We start from the raw sequence: 19,995 nt of genomic DNA on the forward strand, positions 1-19,995 counted from the left end.
CCCCAACGGCCCCGGCACGCTGCCCCTGGCGTCCTCGCCGAGGCGCCCGCCGGCGCGACGGCCGGCCCGGCGTCCGTTCCCAGGAGCCGTGCCACCGGTCCCGGTGTGGGGCCGAGGGCGTTGCTAGCGGGTTGCCGCCAGTGCCGTGACCGCGGCCGTCACCGAGGTGAGGGCCAGGGCCGCGCCCGTGGCCATCAGGCGGGCCATCGGTACGCGGACGCCGTACGCGACGCACCGCTCGTACCAGAGGAGGGTCGCCAGGGAGGCCCACGGGGTCACCACCGGGCCCGCGTTGGTGCCGATGAGGAGGGCGAGGAGCTGGTCGTGGTTGCCGACCGGGACCGCGCCCTCGCCGGCCAGGTAGACGGGCAGGTTGTTGAGGACGTTCGACAGTCCGGCGCCGACCGCCGCCGCGCGGAACAGGCCCAGGGTGCCGCCGTCGTGGCCCACCGCGGAGGCCAGCAGCTCGTGCAGACCGTGGGCGTTGACCGTCTCCACCACCAGGAACATGCCGGGCACCATCACCAGCAGCCGCCACGGCACGAGGGACCAGCGCAGCGCCGGGCGGTCACGCACCGCGAACACCGCGACGGCCACCGCCGCGGCCGTCGCGGACGCGATCCACAGCTCCACGTCCGCGACCAGGATGGCCAGCAGGAAACCCCCGCAGGCCAGCGCGCAGGCACGGAACACGACGCGGTCCGCGGGCCGGTGCACGCCGGGCGGCAGGTAGCGGTCGGCGCCCTCGGGGCCCGGCGCGCACACCTCCTCCACCCGGGCCGCGCCCGGCCCGCCCCCCGGGCGCCTCCGCGGCGCGGGAGCCCGCCGGTCCCGGCGCCAGTAGAACCCCCACAGACACGCCATCGTCACCGCGATCGCCGCCAGCTGCGGTGCCCACATCCGGCCGGCGAGCCCCAGCGAGGACAGCGCCACCCGGTCCGCGGCCAGCAGGTTCGTCAGGTTGGAGACGGGCAGGAGAAGACTCGCCGTGTTCGCCAGCCACACCGTCGTCAGGGCGAGCGGGACCGCCGCGATCCCGACGCGGGCGGCCAGTGCCAGCATCACCGGTGTCAGGAGCACCGCCGTGGTGTCCAGGTTCAGCGCGATCGTCGTGACCGACGCGAACGCCACGCACAGCAGGAACAGCAGCGGATAGCTGCCCCGCCCCGCCCGTGCGACCCGGGCCGCCACCACGTCGAACACCTCGGCCCTGCTGGTCAGTTCGGCCAGCACGATCACCGTGCCGAGGAACGCCAGCAGCGGAGCGATCCGGCTCATCGCGTCGCCCGCGTCGGCGGCCGGCAGCAGCCCCGAGGCCACGCACACCAGTCCGGTCACGAGCAGACCGATCGCCACCCGGTCCAGCACATGCAGACGCCGTAAGACAGACACGGGGGAAGGGTCGCACACATGTGCTGCCGTGTGACCAGGGGGTTGGCGTGAAATCAGCCCAAAACGACGCTCGTCCATTGCATCATGAATATATGGGGGACCGTCAGATGACCGGTGACACCGGGCCGTTGGACTTCTTCGTCAGTTACTCGCCCGCCGACGAGCGGTGGGCGTCCTGGATCGCCTGGACGCTGGAGGAGGCCGGGTACCGGACCGTCCTGCAGGCCTGGGACTTCGTGCCGGGCACGAACTTCGTCGACTTCATGGACCGGGGCGTGAGCGAGTCCGCGGCCGTCATCGCCGTCCTCTCGCGCAACTACGAGCGGTCCCGGTACGGCCGGATGGAGTGGCAGGCCGCCCTGCGCGCCGACCCCGACGTGCCCGAGCGGCGGCTGATCACCGTCCGGGTCGAGGACATCCCGGTGGAGGGGCTGCTCGCCACCATCACCTACGTCGACCTGGTGCCCGTCACCGATCCGTCCGCCGCCCGCGACCTGCTGCTCACCCGGGTCCGGCAGGCCCTCGACGGCCGGGCCCGGCCCGCTCTGCGCCCCGACTACCCGGGGAACGGACAGCCCGTGCCGCCCGCCCCCGCCGTACCGGTCGCCCCGCGCACCGGCCGGCCGCTCGGGCGTCCCGGCTGGGCCGGCCGGCGCAGGCCCGCCGCGCCGCCGGCCTATCCGAGGGCCGCCGGGGAAGCGGCGGTCCGCGAGGCCGTCACCGTGCTGCACCTCGCCGGGCCGGCCTTCGGGCGGGGACAGGATCCGGCCGAATTGCAGGCGGCGATCTGGGGGGATCTCGTCGAGCTCGCCGACGCGGGAGCGCCCTCCCCCGACCTGCTGGTGGTCACCGGCGACCTCACCGCCTCCGGCAGCCCCCGCGAGTTCGACCAGGCCCTCGCCTTCCTCACCGGCCTGCGCGCCCTGCTCGGCCTGGAAGCGCACCGCGTCGCCCTCGTCCCCGGCGGCCATGACGTCAACCAGGCCGCCTGCCGGGCCTACTTCAGCACCTGCGAGGCCGACGAGATGCCGCCCCGGCCGCCCTACTGGCCCAAGTGGCGCCACTTCGCCCGGGTCTTCCAGGAGCTCTACCAGGGCCTCGACGCCGTCTTCGACAGCGACCAGCCCTGGACCCTGTTCCCGGTCCCCGAGCTGCACACGGTCGTCGCCGGCCTCAACTCCTCCATGGCGTACAGCCACCGGCCCGACGACCAGTACGGCATGGTCGGACCCGAACAGGCCGCCTGGTTCGCCCAGGCCCTCAGACCCTACGAGGAGGAGGGCTGGCTGCGGATCGGCGCGCTGCGCCACGCCCCGGGGACGGCCAGGCCGGGGGTGCCGCACGGGGCGGCCCAGGACGGCTCCGGGCCGCTGCGCGACACCGAGGTGCTGGCCCGGCTCACCGCACCGCGCCTGCACCTGCTGCTGCACGGCCCGGCCGGACCCGGCGGCCGCCCCGCGCTGGCCACCGCCTCCGGCGAACTGCCGCTGCTCGGCGCCACCGGACCCGCCCGGCACCAGCTGCTGCGCATCGGCCGGGACGGTCTCGCGACCTGGCCGCGCCCCGGTGAACCGCGGCGCGACCGGGTCGAGTGGCACCGCGTCCACCGGGTGTTCCCGCCCGACGACTCCCCCCGCGACCCGGCCGTGCCCACCACCCCCGAACCGGAGCCGCGAGCGGTGCCGTCGGCGGCGGAGGTGCTGCTCGCCCGCGTCGCCGAGGTCTGCCGCACCCGGCACGAGGGCGCCCAGCTCCGCCAGGTCGACGGCCCCGTGCCCCAGCTCCTCGTCACCTGGACCCAGGCGGGCTTCGTCCGCCAGCAGCGCGTCGTCGTGCACATCGGCACCCCGTCCGAACAGGACGTCGACCGGGTTGTCGCCCTGGTGCACGCGGCCGACGCCGAGACCGAGGCCGAGCTCGTCCACGACGGCCCGCCGCCCACCCGCGAACTGCGCGACCACGCCCGCCGCAGAGGCGTCCGGGTGCGCAGCTTCACCGAGTTCCAGGGTCTCCTCGACCTGCGCGCCTACGTCGGCGCCCAGAACGAACGGCTGCGCACCGACCCCCGTTACCCCCCGGGCATGTACCTGCCCCAGCGGTACCGCGAGGTGGAGCGGCTCGACGCCGAGGACCGCGACGGCCTGGTCGACGAGATGCTCCGGCTGCTCGACTCCGACCAGGGCCGCTTCCTGCTGCTGCTCGGCGACTTCGGCCACGGCAAGACGTTCGCGCTGCGCGAGCTGGCCCGCCGCATCCCGGCCGAACTCCCGCACCTCGTCCCGCTGCTGGTGGAGCTGAACGCGCTGGACCGGGCCTACTCCTTCGAGGGACTGGTCGCCGCCCACCTCGCGGCGCACGGCGTCGACAACATCGACCTGCGCGCCTTCCGGTACATGCTCCAGCAGGGCCGGATCGTGCTCCTCTTCGACGGCTTCGACGAACTCGTCACCCGCGTCACCTACGACCGCGCCGCCGAACGCCTCCAGGTGCTGCTGGACTCCGCCGTGGACAGCGCCAAGATCGTCGTCAGCAGCCGCACCCAGCACTTCCGCTCCCAGGGCCAGGTGCTGACCGCCCTCGGCGAACGCGTCGGGATGCTCCCGCACCGCCGCGTCCTCGCGGTCCAGGAGTTCACCCCGCAGCAGATCCACTCCTACCTGGTCAACCGCTACGACGGCGACGAGCGCGCCGCCGACCGCAGACTGCGCCTCCTGGACGCCATCCCCGACCTGCTCGCCCTGTGCCGCAACCCCCGCCTGCTGGGCTTCGTCGCCGACCTCGACGACGAGCAGCTGCGCGCGGTCGCCGGAGCCGGCCGCGCCCTCAGCCCCGCCGGCCTCTACCAGGAGGTCCTCACCGCCTGGCTCACCTTCGAACAGCACAGGGCCGGCGGCCCAGGCCGCGCCCCGGGACTCAGCCTCGACCAGCTGTGGAACGCGGTGACCGCGCTCGCCCTCCGGCTGTGGCAGAGCGGTCAGGAATCCCTGCGGCTCGACGAGCTGACCGACGTGGCCGAGACCCTCACCGGTCTCGCCGGCAGCCGGCTGTCCCCGGGCCAGGCCGCGCACGCCGTCGGCTCCGGCAGCCTGCTGGTGCGCAGCGAGGACGGGGTGTTCCGGTTCATCCACGGCTCGGTGGTGGAGTGGCTCATCGCCCGCGAGTGCGCGCTCCGGCTGGTCGCCGGGGACAGCGCCCTGCTCGGCCGGCGTCCGCTGAGCCAGCTCGCCGTGGAGTTCCTGTGCGACCTCGCCGACCACCGTGCCTGCCAGGCATGGGCCGAACGCACCCTCGACGGCGACGACGAGGTGGCCCGCGCCAACGCCGTGAAGATCCTCTCCCGGCTGCGGGTGCCCGCCCACACCGACCTGCGGGGCGCCGCGCTCGCCGGGGAGGACCTCTCCTACCGGGACTTCTCCGGCGTCGACCTCACCCGCGCCGACCTCACCGACGCCCGGCTGGTCGGCGCCAACCTCTCCGGCGCGGTCCTGCGCGACGCCCGGCTGACCGGCGCCCGGCTCGACGGCGCCGACCTCTCCGGCGCCGATCTGCGCGGCGCCGACCTGCGCCGGGCCCGGCTGATCCGCACCGATCTGACCGGCGCCAGGATCGCCGGCGGCCGCTGGCAGCGGGCCGCGCTGATCCGGGCCACCACCGATCCCGGTCTGCCGGCCGCCCCCGAGCTGGCGTCGGCCGCCCTCGCCCCGGGCATGGCCGTCGACTCCGGCTTCCGGCCCTCCGCGGTCGGGGTCCCGTACGGCTTCGACATGCGCACCAGCCGGCTGCCCGAGCCGATCTCCTACAGCCCCGACGGCGAACTCCTCGCCGTCGGCGCCGAGGACGGCGGGGTGCTGGTCTGCGACGCCGTCACCGGCACCGCGCTGCGCACCCTGGAGGGCCACACCGACCGCGTCTACGCCGTCAAGTTCCGCGAGCGGGTCCTCGCCACCGGCAGCGCCGACGGGACCGTACGGCTGTGGGACCCGGTCTCCGGCCGCTGTCTGCACCTGCTGGAGATCCACCCGCGCGGGGTCTGGCCGGTCGCCCTGGACGCCGACGGCTCCCTGATGGCCACCGGCGACGCCGACGGGGTGGTCACGGTCTGGGACACGGCCTCGGGCACCCTGCTGCACCGGCTGCCCGGACACACCGCGCCCGTCTACACCGTGGCCTTCGGACCGGGCAACGCCACCCTGGTCACCGGGGACGCCTCCACCGCCGTCCGCCTGTGGGACCTCGCGACCGGGCGGCCGGCCGGTGAACTGCCCGGCCACCGCAGCGCCGTGTACCGGGCGCGGTTCAGCCCGGACGGGACCCTGCTGGCCACCGGGGACCGGGGCGACGGTCGGCGCAACGGCACGGTCCGGGTGTGGGACCTGGCCGGCCGTCGCCCGAGACACGAGTTCACCGGGCACGCGGGCCGGGTCTACACCCTCGACTTCCATCCCGGCGGCCGGTTCCTGGTGAGCGGGGACACCGAGGGGGAGGTACGGCTGTGGGACCTGGCCGCGGGGACGGGCGCCGGCCTGCTCGGCGGCTGCCGGGGTGCCGTGTACCAGGTGCTCTTCGACCCGGACGGCACGCTGCTCGCCGCCGGGGACAGCCAGGGCGTGGTCCGGCTGTGGCGTGTCGCGCCGGAGGCCGACCCGGTGGCCGTGCCGCTCACCCGGCAGCCCGCGGAGCACCGCGGCTCGGTCTGGGTCTGCAAGTTCCGCCCGCACGGCGACACCCCCGCCCCGGACGCCGGCGCGGTCCTGGTGACCGGAGGCAACGACGGTGTCGTACGGCTCCACGACCCCGCCACCAGCCAGGGCCGCCGCATCCTGCGCGGCCACGGGCGGCGGATCGGGACGCTCTCCTTCAGCGGCGACGGCTCGATACTCGCGGCGGGCGGCAACGACGGCGTGATCCGGCTGTGGGAGCCGCCCACCGGACGGCGGCTGCGGGAACTGACCGGCCAGAGCGACCGCCTGGTCTCGGCCGTGTTCAGTCCCGGCGGCAGCCTGCTGGCCACCGCGAGCAGCGACGGCGACATGTATCTGTGGAACGCGTCGACGGGTGAGTACCAGCGCGAGATGGACGTCGAGACGGACCACGTCTGGGCCGAGGCGTTCAGCCCCGACGGCGAACTGCTCGCCACCGCCAACGACGACGACACCGTACGGCTGTGGTACCGGGCCACCGGAGCGCATGTCGTGACCATCGGCGAGCACTTCGGGCGGGTGCGCTCCATCGCCTTCCGGCCCGACGGGCAGTTCCTGGCCACCGGCTGCGACGACCGCAAGGTGCGCCTGTGGCATCTGGCCGAGCACCGGATCACCGCCGTCCTCGACGGCCACACCGACCGGGTCTACGCGGTGGCGTTCGCACCCGACGGCTCCTGGCTGGCCAGCGCCTCCTGGGACGGGGACGCCGTCGTCTGGCGGGACGGGGTGGCGGTCCACCGGCTGTCCGGGCACAGCGGCAAGCTGTGGACGGCCGCGGCGCATCCGCTGCGTCCGCTGCTGGCGACGGCCGGCGACGACCGCACGGTCCGTCTGTGGGACGCACACACCGGCCGGGAGACCGCCGCGCTGAGCGGCCACACCGGGCGGGTGCTGGCGGTGGCCTTCAGCCCCGACGGCTCGCTGCTGGCCAGCGGCGGCGAGGACGGCACGGTCCGGCTGTGGGACGTCCCGGCCGACGGCCCGGCGGTCCTGCGCGCCACCCTGGTCGGACTGCCCGGCGGCTGGGCCGCGCTGGCGCCGTCCGGCGGCTACAAGTACGAGGGGGACGTCACCGGCGAGTTCTGGCACGCGGTCGGCATGTGCCGGTTCGAGCCGGGGGAGCTGGACGGACATCTGCCGGGGGTGCGCAACGTGCCGCCGGAGGAGCCGCTGCGGTGAACCCGTGATCTCCCGTACGCGGCGCGCGGCCGGTCGTTCTGGGGGGCGTTTCGAGAGTCCTGTGCGGTGCCCGTGCCGGGCGCCGCGGGTGCTGTGCGGGACTCTCGAAACACCCCCTAGTGCGCGGTGCGCACGGTGAACGCCGCCGTGTGCACCGCGCCGCCCGCCTTGAAGTCCAGGAACAGCCGGTAGGTGCCGGCGCTGGGCGTGGTCGCGGCGAAGGAGACCTCGGGCCCCGACGTACGGCCGGCCCGCGCCTCCTCGTGCGGGTGCACGTGCAGGTAGGCGAGGTCGCCCGAGCGCAGGGCGACCAGGTGGCCGTAGGCGCCCAGGTACGGCTGGAGGTCCGTGACCGGCCGGCCGCCGCGCTCGACGGTGAAGGCGAGGTCGCTCTCCTCGCCGGCCGCGAGGCTCCCGCCGAGCGTGACGGTGTAGCCGTCGACCGTGGTCGTGGCGGAGGGCGGGGGCGGCTGCTTCGCGGTGTAGGAGCCGGTGACGGTGAGGTCGGCGCCCAGGGTGAGGCCCTCCTCGGCCCCGGCCGGGCGGAAGTCCGCGAAGACGCGGTAGGAGCCGGCGGCCGGGAGGCCGACCCGTGCGCTCCAGGTGCCGTCGGCGGCCCGGGTGGGGTGCAGGTGGCGGTAGGTGGTGAGGTCGCGGGAGGCCAGGATCAGGTGAAGCTGCTTGGTGTGCTCGGTCGCGTACGCGGTGACCGGGTCGCCGTGCGCGTCCCGGACGGTGAGGCGCAGGGTGCCGGTCCGTCCGGCGGGCAGGCTCCTGGTGGCCAGGTCGAGGGTGTAGCCGCCCTCGGAGACCTGGAGGCCGGCCGGGGTGAGGCCGGTCGGTTCCGCCGTCCCGGAGTGCGCCTCCCCGTGGGCGGCGGGCGCGGGTGGTGGGGAGCCCGGCCCGAGGGCCGCCCCGATGCCGTAGGCGGCGCCGAAGACCACGGCGAGCATGGCGGTGAACGCACCGATCGTCCGGAGGGGTTTCATGGCGGGCTCCCGTCGTCACTGGATACCTCTAGGGGGTATACGGCCTACAGGTTATACCCCTAGGGGGTATCGCGCCACTTGATGCGGGGACTCTCCTGGGACGGGTCGGTGACCGGAAGGCTCGTGACGATCTTCCGGCGGGGCGCGCGGGGACGGATCCTCACCGGGGAGGGCACCCGCCCCTGACCGCACCCGGAGCAACTTCCGCCCCCGACCGGTGAGTTGTCGGGGTCGCCCCCTACGGGTGCCGGAAAAAGTGTTATCCCGCGGCCGCTGCGGCCGTCCCCTCGGGTGTGATCTGCGACCTTGCCGACAACGGGGCCCCGGCTGAGAGGGTGCGGGCATGAGGACGTACGCCGACGCCGAGGCCGGCCGGCACTGGCGCGCCACCATCGCCGCCGCGCAGGCCGGTGACCGGCACGCGCTGGACGAACTGGTGGCGGGCTGGCTGCCCCTGGTCTACAACGTCGTCGGCCGCGCCCTCAACGGCCACGCCGACGTCGACGACGTCGTCCAGGAGACCATGCTGCGCGCCGTCGGCAACCTCGGCTCACTGCGCGACCCCGACAGCTTCCGCTCCTGGCTGGTGGCCATCGCCATGCGGCAGGTCCGCGACCGGGCGCGCCGCAGGACCGACCGGCACCTCGACGAGAGCGCCGCCCGTGACGGCGCCTCCGACTTCGCCGAACTCACCGTGCTGAAGCTCCAGTTGGAGGGCCAGCGGCGTGAGGTCGCGGAGGCGGTGCGCTGGCTGGACGACGAGGACCGGCACCTGCTGTCCCTGTGGTGGCTGGAGGTGGCGGGCGAACTCACCCGGCGCGAACTGGCCGCGGCCGTCGGCATCAGCCGGCAGCACGCCGCCGTGCGCGTCCAGCGGGTGAAGGAGCGCCTGGAGGTCTCCCGGGGCATCGTGCGCGCCCTCGACGGCGCCTGCCCCGGCCTGCGCGACCTGACCGCCCGCTGGAACGGCCGTCCCGACTCCGTCTGGCGCAAACGGCTGGCCCGGCACATCCGGGGCTGCGGCTACTGCGGCGACACCCGCGAGACCGTCGTGCCGGCGGAACGGCTGCTCGCCGGCATCGCGCTGGTGCCGGTCCCGGTCGGCTTCACCCTCTCCCTCGGCCTCGGCGGCAAGACCGCGGTGGCCGCGACCTCCGTCGGCTGGACCGCCAAGGTGCTGGGCGTGCTGACCAAGCCCGCCGTCGTGATGACGGCGGGCGCGACCCTCGCGGCGGGCGGCGCCTACGTCGCCGTACGGACACCCGACGACCCGCCCCCGCGCGCGGCCACCGTCCCGACGGCGGTGAGCACGTCCGCCGGGCCGTCGCACTCACCCGGCCCGTCCCCGTCCGGCTCGCCGTCGGCGTCCTCCTCCCCCTCTCCGTCACCGTCCCCGTCGGCGAGCGCGAAGACGTCCCGCTACGGCAGCGTCGTCGACGCCGTGGACCGGGCGCCGGACCCGGACACCCCGCCCGCGGCCCTGCCGCACCGGCCCGGATCCGGCGTCACCAGCACCGGCGGCGCGCACGCCACGCTGAACCATCGCGGGGACGGCGTCACGCTCAGCGGCCGGGGCTATGTCCTCGTGCGCTGGCAGATCTCGCCGCAGTACCGGGCCGGCGCCCTGGTCATGCCGAGCTGGACCGGCCTGAAGGGCAGGGTCTTCCACGTGGCCTCGGGCGGCGGCCGCCGCATGGACGACCCCGTCAGCAGCACCGACCCCACCGCCACCGGCATGGGCAGCTCCACCACCGGCTACGCCGTCCTGCCCGACGGCACCCAGCAGATGTGGCAGAACGAGTACTTCTACGTCGACGGCCGCGTCACCCTCACGGTGAACGAGCGGGGCGCCGACTACGGCCTGAACGTCTTCCCGACCACCTGGGACAAGGCGGAGGAGGACCTCACCCAGGGTCCGGACCAGGGGGCCGTGCGCTACGGCCTCGTCCGCGACACCGGCGGCGACGACACCCCCGTACCGCAGTACCTCACCCGCGGTACCCCGTCCGACCCGGCGACCGTGGCCCAGCGCTCGCGCGTGTAGCGCGTGCGGTCAGCCCCGCTCGCGCAGCGCGGTCAGGACGTCGACGCGGTTGGTGGTGATCGAGTCGACGCCCAGGTCGATGAGGCGGCGCATGGAGCGGCGGGTGTCGGGGGTCCAGACGGACAGCAGGTAGCCGTCGTGGTGGACGCGGGCGGCCAGGGCCCGGTCCACCAGGGTGAAGCGGTAGTTGAGCCAGCGGGGCTTCACCGCCGCGAGCAGCCCGGCGCGCGGCGGGGCCAGGCTGGTGCAGGTCAGCGCGATCTCCGCGGACGGATCCGCCGCGCGGACGGCGAGCATGGCGGCGGCGTCGGCGCAGTAGTACACGCGGTCCGCCGCCCCCGCGTCCCGGACGGTGTCCACGATCCGGCGCGCCGTGCGGACCTCCCGGGTGCCCGGCAGGTCCAGCATCACCCGGCTGCCCTCCGTCGCGGCGAGCGCCTCCGCGAGGGTGGGCACCGCGCCCGCCGTCAGCCCCCGCACCTCGGCGGCCGACAGCGACACCAGCGGCCGGTCCAGCTCCCACAGCCGTTTCAGCGTCGCGTCGTGCAGCAGCACGGGCACGCCGTCCCGGGTCAGGCGTACGTCGAACTCGACGGCGTCCGCGCCCAGGGCGAGCGCGGAACGCAGCGAGTCGAGCGTGTTCTCCCGGAAGCGGTAGGGGTCGCCGCGATGGGCCACGGCAGTCAGGGTCTGCATGCAGCCCATTGTGTCCGGGGTCCTCAGGGAGCGAGCCACCCGGCCGTGAAGGTGTCGATCTCGTCCTTGATCCGGTTCTTGCCGGCCTCGTCGAGGAAGGACGCCTCGACCGCGTTCCTGGCGAGGCCGGCGAGGCCGCGCTCGTCGAGGCCGAGGAGGCGGGCGGCGACGGCGTACTCGTTGTTGAGGTCGGTGCCGAACATCGGCGGGTCGTCGGAGTTGATCGTGACCAGGACACCGGCCCGCACGAAGTCCTTCAGGGGGTGCTCCGCGAGGGTGCGGACCGCGCGCGTGGCGATGTTGGAGGTGGGGCACACCTCCAGCGCGACGCGGTGCTCGGCGAGGTGCGCGAGCAGCTTCTCGTCCTGCGCCGAGCTGGTGCCGTGCCCGATGCGCTCGGCCCGCAGGTGGGTCAGCGCGTCCCACACCGTCTCCGGACCCGTCGTCTCGCCGGCGTGCGGCACGGACCGCAGCCCGGCGGCGATCGCCCGGTCGAAGTACGGCTTGAACTGCGGGCGCGGTACGCCGATCTCGGGACCTCCGAGCCCGAAGGAGACCAGCCCCTCGGGGCGGATGCGGTCGTCGGTGGCGAGCCGCGCGGTCTCCTCGGCGGACTCGAGCCCGGCCTCGCCCGGGATGTCGAAGCACCACCGCAGCACGGTCCCGAACTCCGCCTCGGCCGCCTTCCGGGCGTCCTCGATGGCGTCCATGAAGGCCAGTTCGTCGATCCCGCGCCTGGTCGAGGAGAACGGCGTGATGGTCAGCTCGGCGTACCGCACCTGCTGCCGGGCCAGGTCCCGGGCGACCTCGTACGTCAGCAGCCGGACGTCCTCCGGGGTGCGGATGAGGTCCACGACGGACAGGTACACCTCGATGAAGTGGGCGAAGTCCGTGAAGGTGAAGTAGTCGACCAGGGCCTCGGGGTCGGTGGGCACCCTGGAGTCGGGGTGCCGGGCGGCGAGTTCGGCGACGATGCGGGGGGAGGCGGAGCCGACGTGGTGGACGTGCAGTTCGGCCTTGGGCAGTCCGGCGATGAACGCGTGCAGGTCGCGGGCACCGGCGGTGTCACCGGCGGCGGCGGTGGGGCCGGTGGCGGTGCCGGACGCGGCGGCTGCGGAGGCGTCGAGGCGGTCGGTCAAGGGGTCCTCCCCGGGACGGCGTCCCGGGCCGTGAGGACGGGCCGGACGGGACGCGGGTGATCGGCTGATCGGTGAGTCAGGATCATCGTAGGCGGGGAGCCGGGGGAGAGGGGCGGCCAGTCCTTGGCCGGAACTCGGGGGGTGCGCCCGCCGGGCCCGCGGCCCCGGGCCCCTCGCGCCTCACCCCCGGCCCCACGGGCCGTAGCATGACGGGACGTTCGACAGAACAGAGGGGAACCCGCGCATGTCCGACGACGCGCCGACTCCGGCCGGTGACGCCGGCCGTGAAACGTGGCCCGCGCCCGCCGCCGACGAGGCGGCCGGCCCGCGGGACGCGGCTCCCGGGGCGCGGTCGGACGAAGGGCCGCGGGACACGCCCGTGAACAGGGTGCGGTGGGACAAGGCGCCGGCGGCCCGGGCGGCGACGGACGAGCCGCCGACGGACGAGCCGCCGACGGACGAGCCGCCGACGGCCGGGGCGACGCCGGCCGAGGCGCCGGCGGGCGGCGATTTCGCACCGGACCCCTCGGCCGTGGCCGGCGGCGACGGCACCCAGGACGGCCCCGGCCGCACCCTCGCCGAGATCGCGCCGCCGGCACCGCGGGATCAGGCGCCGCCCTCCGTGCACGACCAGCTGACGGTCACGTCCCTGCCCGGTGCCACCCCGCAGCCGCCCGCCGACGCCGGGCCGCCGCAGGCCCCGGCCGGCGGCGCCCCGCAGCCCTGGGCCAGTCCCGTCGCCCCGCCGGCGAACGGCTCCTTCGCCTCCTTCCCGCCGCCGGACCCCGCCACGGCGTCGGGCGGTCCGCCGCCCCACCCCTTCACCCCCGGCGCCGTCCCCTCGCCGCCCCACCCCTTCACGCCGCCGCTCGCCCCGGCGCCGCCCAACCCGTTCGCCCCGCCCGTCGCCCCCGGCGGCGCCGTGCCCCCGCCGCCGATCTCCCCGGACGGCCCCGGCCAGCTCCCCTACGGCTACCCCGGCGGCTACGGCTATCCCGCCCCGCCCCCGGGCGGCTCCTACTGGCCCGGTGTGCCGCAGGGCGAGAGCAACGGCATGGGGGTGGCCGGGATGGTGCTGGGGATCGTCTCGGCCGTGATCTTCTGTCTGTGGCCGCTGGCGATCGTCCTCGGCATCCTCGGCATCGTCTTCGGCGCGATCGGCCGCCGCAAGGCCCACCGCGGCGAGGCCACCAACCCGGGCCAGGCACTGTCCGGCATCATCTGCGGCAGCGCGGGCATCGCCCTCGGACTGGGCCTGGGCGTCCTGGTGATCCTGGCTCCTACCTAGGCCCCCGGCCGCCGCACGCTCCGCCTCAGGGCCCCCGGGCTCACTCGCCCCGCAACCGCCCCCGTGCCTCCATCAGCGCGAAGCCCAGCAGGTTCGGGCCGCGCCAGCGCTCCGGGTCGCCGGCCGCCTCGTCGTCCGCCGCGAGGCCGATGCCCCAGACGCGGTCCACGGGGCTGGCCTCGACCAGGACGCGCTCGCCCGTGCCCAGCAGGAAGGCGGCGAGCTCCGGGTGCGCGGCGAACTTGTGGACGCTGCCCTCGACGACGATCCGGAACCGCTCGCGCTCCCACACGGCCTCGTCGAAGCCGCGCACCAGCCGCCCGGCCTTCTTGGCCTGCGAGGGATGAGCGGCGGCCAGCGCCCGCTGCTCCGCCTCCGCGTCGCCGAACAGCCGGGCCTTCCGCGCCATCATCCAGTGCTCGGCCGTCGCGTAGGAGACCCCGTCCACCGCGAACGGTGACGGCCACCACTGGCTCAGACAGCTCGGGCCCACCCGGCCGTCCGGCCTGGGCCGGTGTCCCCAGAAGTGCAGATACTTGATTCTCGTCCCCGCCCGGACCTCCCTGACCAGGGCCTCCCGGCAATCGATCTTCTCCATGCACGCCAGCATGGCAGGCACCACTGACACTGCGTCCTGCCTTTTCCGCCCCGACTCGACACCTGGTCGACAGATTCCGTCGCGTAACCAAAAGGCAACAACGGAATCACTTGTTGGAGTGCCATTGCTCTGTCAGGATCGGCACTCAAATCGAGCTGGAGCTACGCCACCCGCCCCCGCACCACGCGGGGCGAAGGCGGAGGAGAGCGACATGCAGAACCCGGGCACCGCCACCCCGGACACCACCGAGAGGTTCCCCGCGCGGGAACGCTTCGCGGACGGCGCTCAGTACGTCGCGGGCCGTCTCACCCGCGGCACCTCGGGACACACCCACGCCGTGGTCGACCCGGCCACCGGCGAGGAGGTGTACCGCTACGAGCTGGCCTCGGCCGCCGACGTCGACGCGGCCGTCGCCGCCGCCCGCGCGGCCTTCCCGGGCTGGTCGGGGGCCACCCCCGCCGAGCGTTCCGAGGCCCTGCACCGCTTCGCCGCCGTCCTCGCCGACCGGGCGGAGGAGTTCGCCCGCGCGGAGTCCCTGCAGTGCGGCAAGCCGCTGAAGCTGACCCGTGAGTTCGACGTCCCCGGGACCATCGACAACATCGCCTTCTTCGCCGGTGCCGCACGCCATCTCGCCGGCCAGTCCGCCGGTGAGTACTCCGGCGACCACACCTCGTACGTCCGCCGTGAGCCGATCGGCGTCGTCGGCTCCATCGCCCCCTGGAACTACCCCCTCCAGATGGCCGCCTGGAAGATCCTCCCGGCGATCGCGGCGGGCAACACCATCGTCCTGAAGCCGGCCGAGCTCACCCCGCTCACCTCCCTCCTGTTCGCCCAGACGGCGACGGAGGCCGGCATCCCCGACGGTGTGATCAACATCGTCACGGGGACGGGCCGGGAGGCCGGCGAGCACCTCGTGGCGCACCCCGACGTCGCCATGACCTCCTTCACCGGCTCCACCGCCGTCGGCAAGCGCGTCGCGGAGGTCGCCACCGCCACCGTCAAGCGCCTCCATCTGGAGCTCGGCGGCAAGGCGCCCTTCCTCGTCTTCGACGACGCGGACCTGGAGGCCGCGGCCCACGGAGCGGTCGCGGGCGCGCTGATCAACACCGGCCAGGACTGCACGGCCGCCACGCGCGCGTACGTGCAGCGGCCCCTGTACGAGGCGTTCGTCGAGCGGACGGCCGCCCTCATGGAGACCGTCCGGGTCGGGGATCCGTTCGCCGCGGGCACCGACATCGGTCCGCTCGTCTCGCACGTGCAGCGCGACCGTGTCGCCGGCTTCGTCGACCGGGCGCGTGCCCACGCGCGCGTGGTGACCGGCGGCGAGGCGCCCCGGGGCGACCTCGAGGACGGGGCGTACTACCTCCCCACCCTGATCGCGGACGCGGCCCAGGACAGCGAGGCCGTCCAGTCCGAGATCTTCGGTCCGGTGCTGGTGGTCCTGCCCTTCGACGACGACGACGAGGGCATCCGGCTCGCCAACGACACCCCGTACGGCCTCGCGGCCTCCGCGTGGACCCGGGACGTGTTCCGGGCGAACCGGGCGACCCGCGAGATCGAGGCGGGATGCGTGTGGATCAACGACCACATTCCGATCATCAGCGAGATGCCGCACGGGGGCTACAAGGCCTCCGGCTTCGGCAAGGACATGTCAGCGTATTCGTTCGACGAGTACACCCAGATCAAGCACGTTATGTTCGATAACACCGCGGTGGCCCGGAAACCCTGGCACCGCACCGTCTTCGGGGACCGTTAGCGACCGGAACCGGGCCGCCGACCACGGCCGAACCTCCCGAAAGGGCACCACGCGCATGGAGCAGTACGAGCCCGACCGCCTGAGCCCGGCCCAGGTGGCCGCCATACGGCGCAGCTTCCGCAACGGCAGGGCGGCCATGACCCGCCGGTCGCTGCTGCGCGCCTCCGCCGGCGGCGCGCTCACCCTGGGCGGCCTCGGGGCGCTGAGCGCCTGCGGGATCCCCGCCGCCGGCAAGACCCAGGGCGGCACGTCCGCCGAGGACCACTCGGCGAAGGAGAAGACCGTCAACTTCTCCAACTGGACCGAGTACATGGACGTCGACGACAGCGGCAAGCACCACCCCACGCTCGACGCCTTCACCGAGCGGACCGGCATCAAGGTCAAGTACACCGAGGACATCAACGACAACAACGAGTTCTTCGGCAAGATCAAGCCGCAGCTCGCCGCGGGCCAGGACACCGGCCGCGACCTGATCGTCCTCACCGACTGGCTGGCCGCCCGTCTGATCCGTCTGGGCTGGGTCCAGAAACTGGACGCGTCCAACCTGCCGCACGCCTACGCCAATCTCTCGCAGCAGTTCCGCAGCCCCGACTGGGACCCGGGCCGGGCGTACTCGTACCCCTGGCAGGGCATCTCCACGGTGATCGCCTACAACAAGAAGGCGCTCGACGGCGTCGAGGTGAAGTCGGTCTCCGACCTGCTCGACAACCCCAAGCTGAAGGGCCGCGTCGGCTTCCTCACCGAGATGCGCGACAGCGTCGGCATGACACTGCTCGACATGGGCAAGGACCCGGGGAACTTCACCGACGACGACTTCGACGCGGCCATCGCCCGCCTCCAGAAGGGCGTCGACAGCGGCCAGATCCGCCGCTTCACCGGCAACGACTACACCTCCGACATCACCAGCGGCGACTTCGCGGCCTGCATCGCCTGGGCCGGTGACGTCGTCCAGCTCAAGGCGGACAGCCCCGACGTCGACTTCGTCATCCCCGACAGCGGCTACCTGACGTCCAGCGACAACATGCTGATCCCCAACAAGGCACGTCACAAGACGAACGCCGAGCGGCTCATGGACTACTACTACGAGCCCGAGCCGGCCGCCGAGCTCGCCGCCTACATCAACTACGTCTGTCCCGTCGACGGCGTGCAGGGCGAGCTCGCGAAGATCGACAAGGACGCGGCGGCCAATCCGCTGATCATCCCCGACAAGGCCATGCAGGCGAAGTCCCACGCCTTCCGCTCCCTGAGCTCGAAGGAAGAGACGGCCTACGAGGCGAAGTTCGCGAAGCTCACTGGGGCGTGACGACGATGAAGACCACAGACAGCGGCAGCGGCGACGTCCGCCTGACCGGCATCAGCAAGACCTACGGCTCCTTCACCGCCGTCCATCCGCTGGACCTGACCGTCCCGCAGGGCTCGTTCTTCGCCCTGCTCGGCGCCTCCGGCTGCGGCAAGACCACCACCCTGCGCATGATCGCCGGCCTGGAGGAACCCTCCTCCGGCACCGTCCACCTCGGCGACCAGGACGTCACGGCCCTCCCGCCGTACAAACGCCCGGTCAACACCGTCTTCCAGTCCTACGCCCTCTTCCCGCACCTCGACATCTTCGAGAACGTCGCCTTCGGTCTGCGCCGGCGCGGCATCAAGAGCGTGAAGAAGCAGGTCGAGGACATGCTGGAGCTCGTCCAGCTCGGCGAGCAGGCCCGCAAGAAACCGCACCAGCTCTCCGGCGGCCAGCAGCAGCGGGTCGCCGTGGCCCGCGCCCTGATCAACCACCCCCAGGTGCTCCTCCTCGACGAACCGCTCGGCGCCCTCGACCTCAAGCTGCGCCGCCAGATGCAGCTGGAGCTCAAGCGGATCCAGACGGAGGTCGGCATCACCTTCGTGCACGTCACGCACGACCAGGAGGAGGCCATGACCATGGCCGACACGGTCGCGGTGATGAACGCGGGCCGCGTCGAGCAGCTCGGCTCGCCCACCGACCTGTACGAGAACCCGCAGACCACCTTCGTCGCGAACTTCCTCGGCACCTCCAACCTCATCGAGGCCGAGGTCGACACGAAGAACGGCGACGACATCGTCCTCAGGGCGGGCGGCGGCAAGCTCGTCCTGCCCGGGACCCGCTGCTCCGCGCCGGCCACGGCCGGCGGCAAGGTGCTGGTGGGCGTCCGCCCGGAGAAGATCTCCCTCACCCACGCCGACGACGCGGGCGAGATCCCCGAGGGCCGCAACCGCATCTCCGGGAAGATCGCCAACTCCTCCTTCATCGGCGTCTCCACCCAGTACGTCATCGACAGCCAGGTCTGCCCCGAGTTCGAGGTCTACGCCCAGAACATCGACCGCGACGCCCGGCTGGTCCCCGGCGCCGACGTCGTCCTGCACTGGAGCCCCGCCCACACCTTCGGCCTGGACGCCGCCCAGGACATCGACGCCGGCACCGAGGAAGAGGCGGCGGTCTGATGGCGACGCTCACCGAGGCGCCCCCGCCTCTCTCCCCGACGGCCCCGGAGAAGAAGCCGCCCCGCAGACGCGGCCGCTGGACGCCGTACTGGCTGCTGCTGCCCGGCCTGCTCTGGCTGATCGTGTTCTTCGCGCTGCCGATGATCTACCAGGCCTCCACGTCCGTGCAGACGGGCTCCCTGGAGGCGGGCTACAAGGTCACCTGGCACTTCGCGACCTACTGGGACGCGCTGAGCGCGTACTGGCCGCAGTTCCTGCGCTCGGTTCTGTACGCGGCCGCCGCCACGGTCCTCTGCCTGGTGCTCGGCTATCCGCTGGCGTACCTGATCGCCTTCCGCGCCGGACGCTGGCGGAACCTGATCATGATCCTGGTGATCGCGCCCTTCTTCACCAGCTTCCTGATCCGCACCCTCGCCTGGAAGACGATCCTCGCCGACGGCGGCCCGGTCGTCGGCGCCCTGAACACGCTGCACGTCCTGGACGTCACCAGCTGGCTCGGCTGGACCGCGGGCGACCGCGTCCTCGCCACACCGCTCGCGGTCGTGTGCGGTCTGACGTACAACTTCCTGCCGTTCATGATCCTGCCGCTCTACACCTCGCTGGAACGCATCGACGGGCGGCTGCACGAGGCGGCGGGCGATCTGTACGCCAAGCCGATCACCACCTTCCGCAAGGTCACCTTCCCGCTGTCGATGCCGGGCGTCGTCTCCGGCACGCTGCTCACCTTCATCCCGGCGGCCGGCGACTACGTCAACGCGGAACTCCTCGGCTCCACCGACACCCGCATGATCGGAAACGTGATCCAGACGCAGTTCCTGCGCGTACTGGACTATCCGACGGCCGCGGCGCTGTCGTTCATCCTGATGGCGGCGATCCTTTTCATGGTCACCTTCTACATCCGCAGGTCCGGGACGGAGGATCTGGTCTAAATGCCCTTCGTCAACTGGCTCAGGCGCAATCTCGTCGTCATCGCGGGACTGCTGACACTCGGCTATCTCCTGCTGCCCAACCTCGTCGTCACGGTGTTCTCCTTCAACAAACCGAAGGGGCGCTTCAACTACCAGTGGCAGCAGTTCTCCACGGACGCCTGGAAGGACCCCTGCGGCGTCGCCGGCATGTGCGGCTCGCTGTCGCTCAGCCTCCAGATCGCGGTCTGGGCGACGATCGGCGCGACCGTGCTCGGCACGATGATCGCCTTCGCGCTGGTCCGCTACCGCTTCCGCGCGCGCGGCGCCGTCAACTCGCTGATCTTCCTGCCGATGGCGATGCCCGAGGTCGTCATGGCCGCCTCGCTGCTCACCCTGTTCCTCAACCTGGGTGCCCGACTCGGGTTCTGGACGATCCTCATCGCGCACATCATGTTCTGCCTCAGCTTCGTCGTGACGGCCGTCAAGGCGCGCGTCATGTCGATGGACCCGCGGCTGGAACAGGCCGCCCAGGACCTCTACGCCGGACCGGCGCAGACGTTCCTGCGCGTCACCCTGCCCATCGCGGCCCCCGGAATCGCCGCGGGCGCGCTGCTCGCCTTCGCGCTCTCCTTCGACGATTTCATCATCACCAATTTCAACGCGGGCTCCACCGTCACCTTCCCCATGTTCGTCTGGGGATCGGCACAGCGCGGGACGCCCGTCCAGATCAATGTCATCGGCACGACGATGTTCCTCGTCGCCGTACTGCTCGTCCTGAGCTCGATGGTCATCGGCAGCCGCCGCCGGAAACAAAAGGCCTGAAGCCTTTCGGAACCCTCGTAG

General features: G+C 73.2%; 13 protein-coding genes. 8 read left to right on the plus strand and 5 right to left on the minus strand.

What is annotated here, in order from left to right:
• Positions 1-123 precede the first annotated feature (123 nt).
• The gene (locus ACFY2L_RS32485) at positions 124-1,392 is read right to left on the minus strand and encodes an SLC13 family permease (protein WP_390824136.1); all 1,269 of its coding nucleotides are present in this window, start codon (positions 1,390-1,392) and stop codon (positions 124-126) included.
• Between the two features lie 92 nt (positions 1,393-1,484).
• Between ACFY2L_RS32485 and ACFY2L_RS32490 the strand changes: the two genes are divergently transcribed.
• On the plus strand, positions 1,485-7,274 hold the full coding sequence (locus ACFY2L_RS32490) for a TIR domain-containing protein (protein ID WP_390824137.1): 5,790 nt from the start codon (positions 1,485-1,487) through the stop codon (positions 7,272-7,274).
• Between the two features lie 116 nt (positions 7,275-7,390).
• On the opposite strand, the gene ACFY2L_RS32495 is transcribed toward ACFY2L_RS32490, so the two are convergent.
• Positions 7,391-8,263, minus strand: coding sequence for a hypothetical protein (locus tag ACFY2L_RS32495; RefSeq protein WP_390661258.1), 873 nt, complete (start codon positions 8,261-8,263; stop codon positions 7,391-7,393).
• A gap of 343 nt (positions 8,264-8,606) precedes the next feature.
• Here ACFY2L_RS32495 and ACFY2L_RS32500 point away from each other — a divergent pair, with 343 nt between their 5' ends.
• Complete coding sequence (locus ACFY2L_RS32500) at positions 8,607-10,307, plus strand: RNA polymerase sigma factor (protein ID WP_390824138.1); 1,701 nt, start codon at positions 8,607-8,609, stop codon at positions 10,305-10,307.
• A gap of 9 nt (positions 10,308-10,316) precedes the next feature.
• Here ACFY2L_RS32500 and ACFY2L_RS32505 read toward each other — a convergent pair whose 3' ends face one another.
• Positions 10,317-11,003, minus strand: a complete 687-nt coding sequence (locus ACFY2L_RS32505) for a glycerophosphodiester phosphodiesterase (RefSeq protein WP_390824139.1) — start codon at positions 11,001-11,003, stop codon at positions 10,317-10,319.
• 23 nt (positions 11,004-11,026) lie between these two features.
• A complete protein-coding gene (locus tag ACFY2L_RS32510; protein ID WP_390824182.1) occupies positions 11,027-12,262 on the minus strand; it encodes an adenosine deaminase in 1,236 nt (411 codons plus the stop codon).
• Positions 12,263-12,386: 124 nt separating this feature from the next.
• Between ACFY2L_RS32510 and ACFY2L_RS32515 the strand changes: the two genes are divergently transcribed.
• Positions 12,387-13,430 carry a hypothetical protein gene (locus tag ACFY2L_RS32515; RefSeq protein ID WP_390824140.1) on the plus strand — a complete coding sequence of 348 codons (1,044 nt, stop codon included), beginning with the start codon at positions 12,387-12,389 and terminating at the stop codon, positions 13,428-13,430.
• A 40-nt stretch (positions 13,431-13,470) separates the two neighbouring features.
• Here the strand turns inward: ACFY2L_RS32515 and ACFY2L_RS32520 are convergent, their stop codons facing one another.
• Positions 13,471-14,028 carry an NADAR family protein gene (locus tag ACFY2L_RS32520; RefSeq protein WP_390661254.1) on the minus strand — a complete coding sequence of 186 codons (558 nt, stop codon included), beginning with the start codon at positions 14,026-14,028 and terminating at the stop codon, positions 13,471-13,473.
• Positions 14,029-14,239: 211 nt separating this feature from the next.
• Between ACFY2L_RS32520 and ACFY2L_RS32525 the strand changes: the two genes are divergently transcribed.
• From ACFY2L_RS32525 to ACFY2L_RS32545, 5 genes are read left to right on the plus strand one after another with little or no spacing between them, the layout of a single operon-like run.
• A complete protein-coding gene (locus ACFY2L_RS32525; protein WP_390661253.1) occupies positions 14,240-15,784 on the plus strand; it encodes a gamma-aminobutyraldehyde dehydrogenase in 1,545 nt (514 codons plus the stop codon).
• Positions 15,785-15,839: 55 nt separating this feature from the next.
• Positions 15,840-17,087 carry a PotD/PotF family extracellular solute-binding protein gene (locus tag ACFY2L_RS32530; RefSeq protein WP_390661252.1) on the plus strand — a complete coding sequence of 416 codons (1,248 nt, stop codon included), beginning with the start codon at positions 15,840-15,842 and terminating at the stop codon, positions 17,085-17,087.
• Positions 17,084-18,244, plus strand: a complete 1,161-nt coding sequence (locus ACFY2L_RS32535; protein ID WP_390661251.1) for an ABC transporter ATP-binding protein — start codon at positions 17,084-17,086, stop codon at positions 18,242-18,244. Before ACFY2L_RS32530 ends, ACFY2L_RS32535 begins: the two co-directional genes overlap by 4 nt.
• On the plus strand, positions 18,244-19,173 hold the full coding sequence (locus ACFY2L_RS32540; RefSeq protein ID WP_390661250.1) for an ABC transporter permease: 930 nt from the start codon (positions 18,244-18,246) through the stop codon (positions 19,171-19,173). The genes ACFY2L_RS32535 and ACFY2L_RS32540 overlap by 1 nt, the downstream gene beginning before the upstream one ends.
• Positions 19,174-19,974, plus strand: coding sequence for an ABC transporter permease (locus tag ACFY2L_RS32545; protein WP_390661249.1), 801 nt, complete (start codon positions 19,174-19,176; stop codon positions 19,972-19,974).
• Positions 19,975-19,995: the final 21 nt, after the last annotated feature.

The sequence above is a fragment of the Streptomyces sp. NPDC001381 genome, assembly GCF_042895685.1.
In the GTDB taxonomy this organism is placed as follows: Bacteria; Actinomycetota; Actinomycetes; order Streptomycetales; family Streptomycetaceae; genus Streptomyces.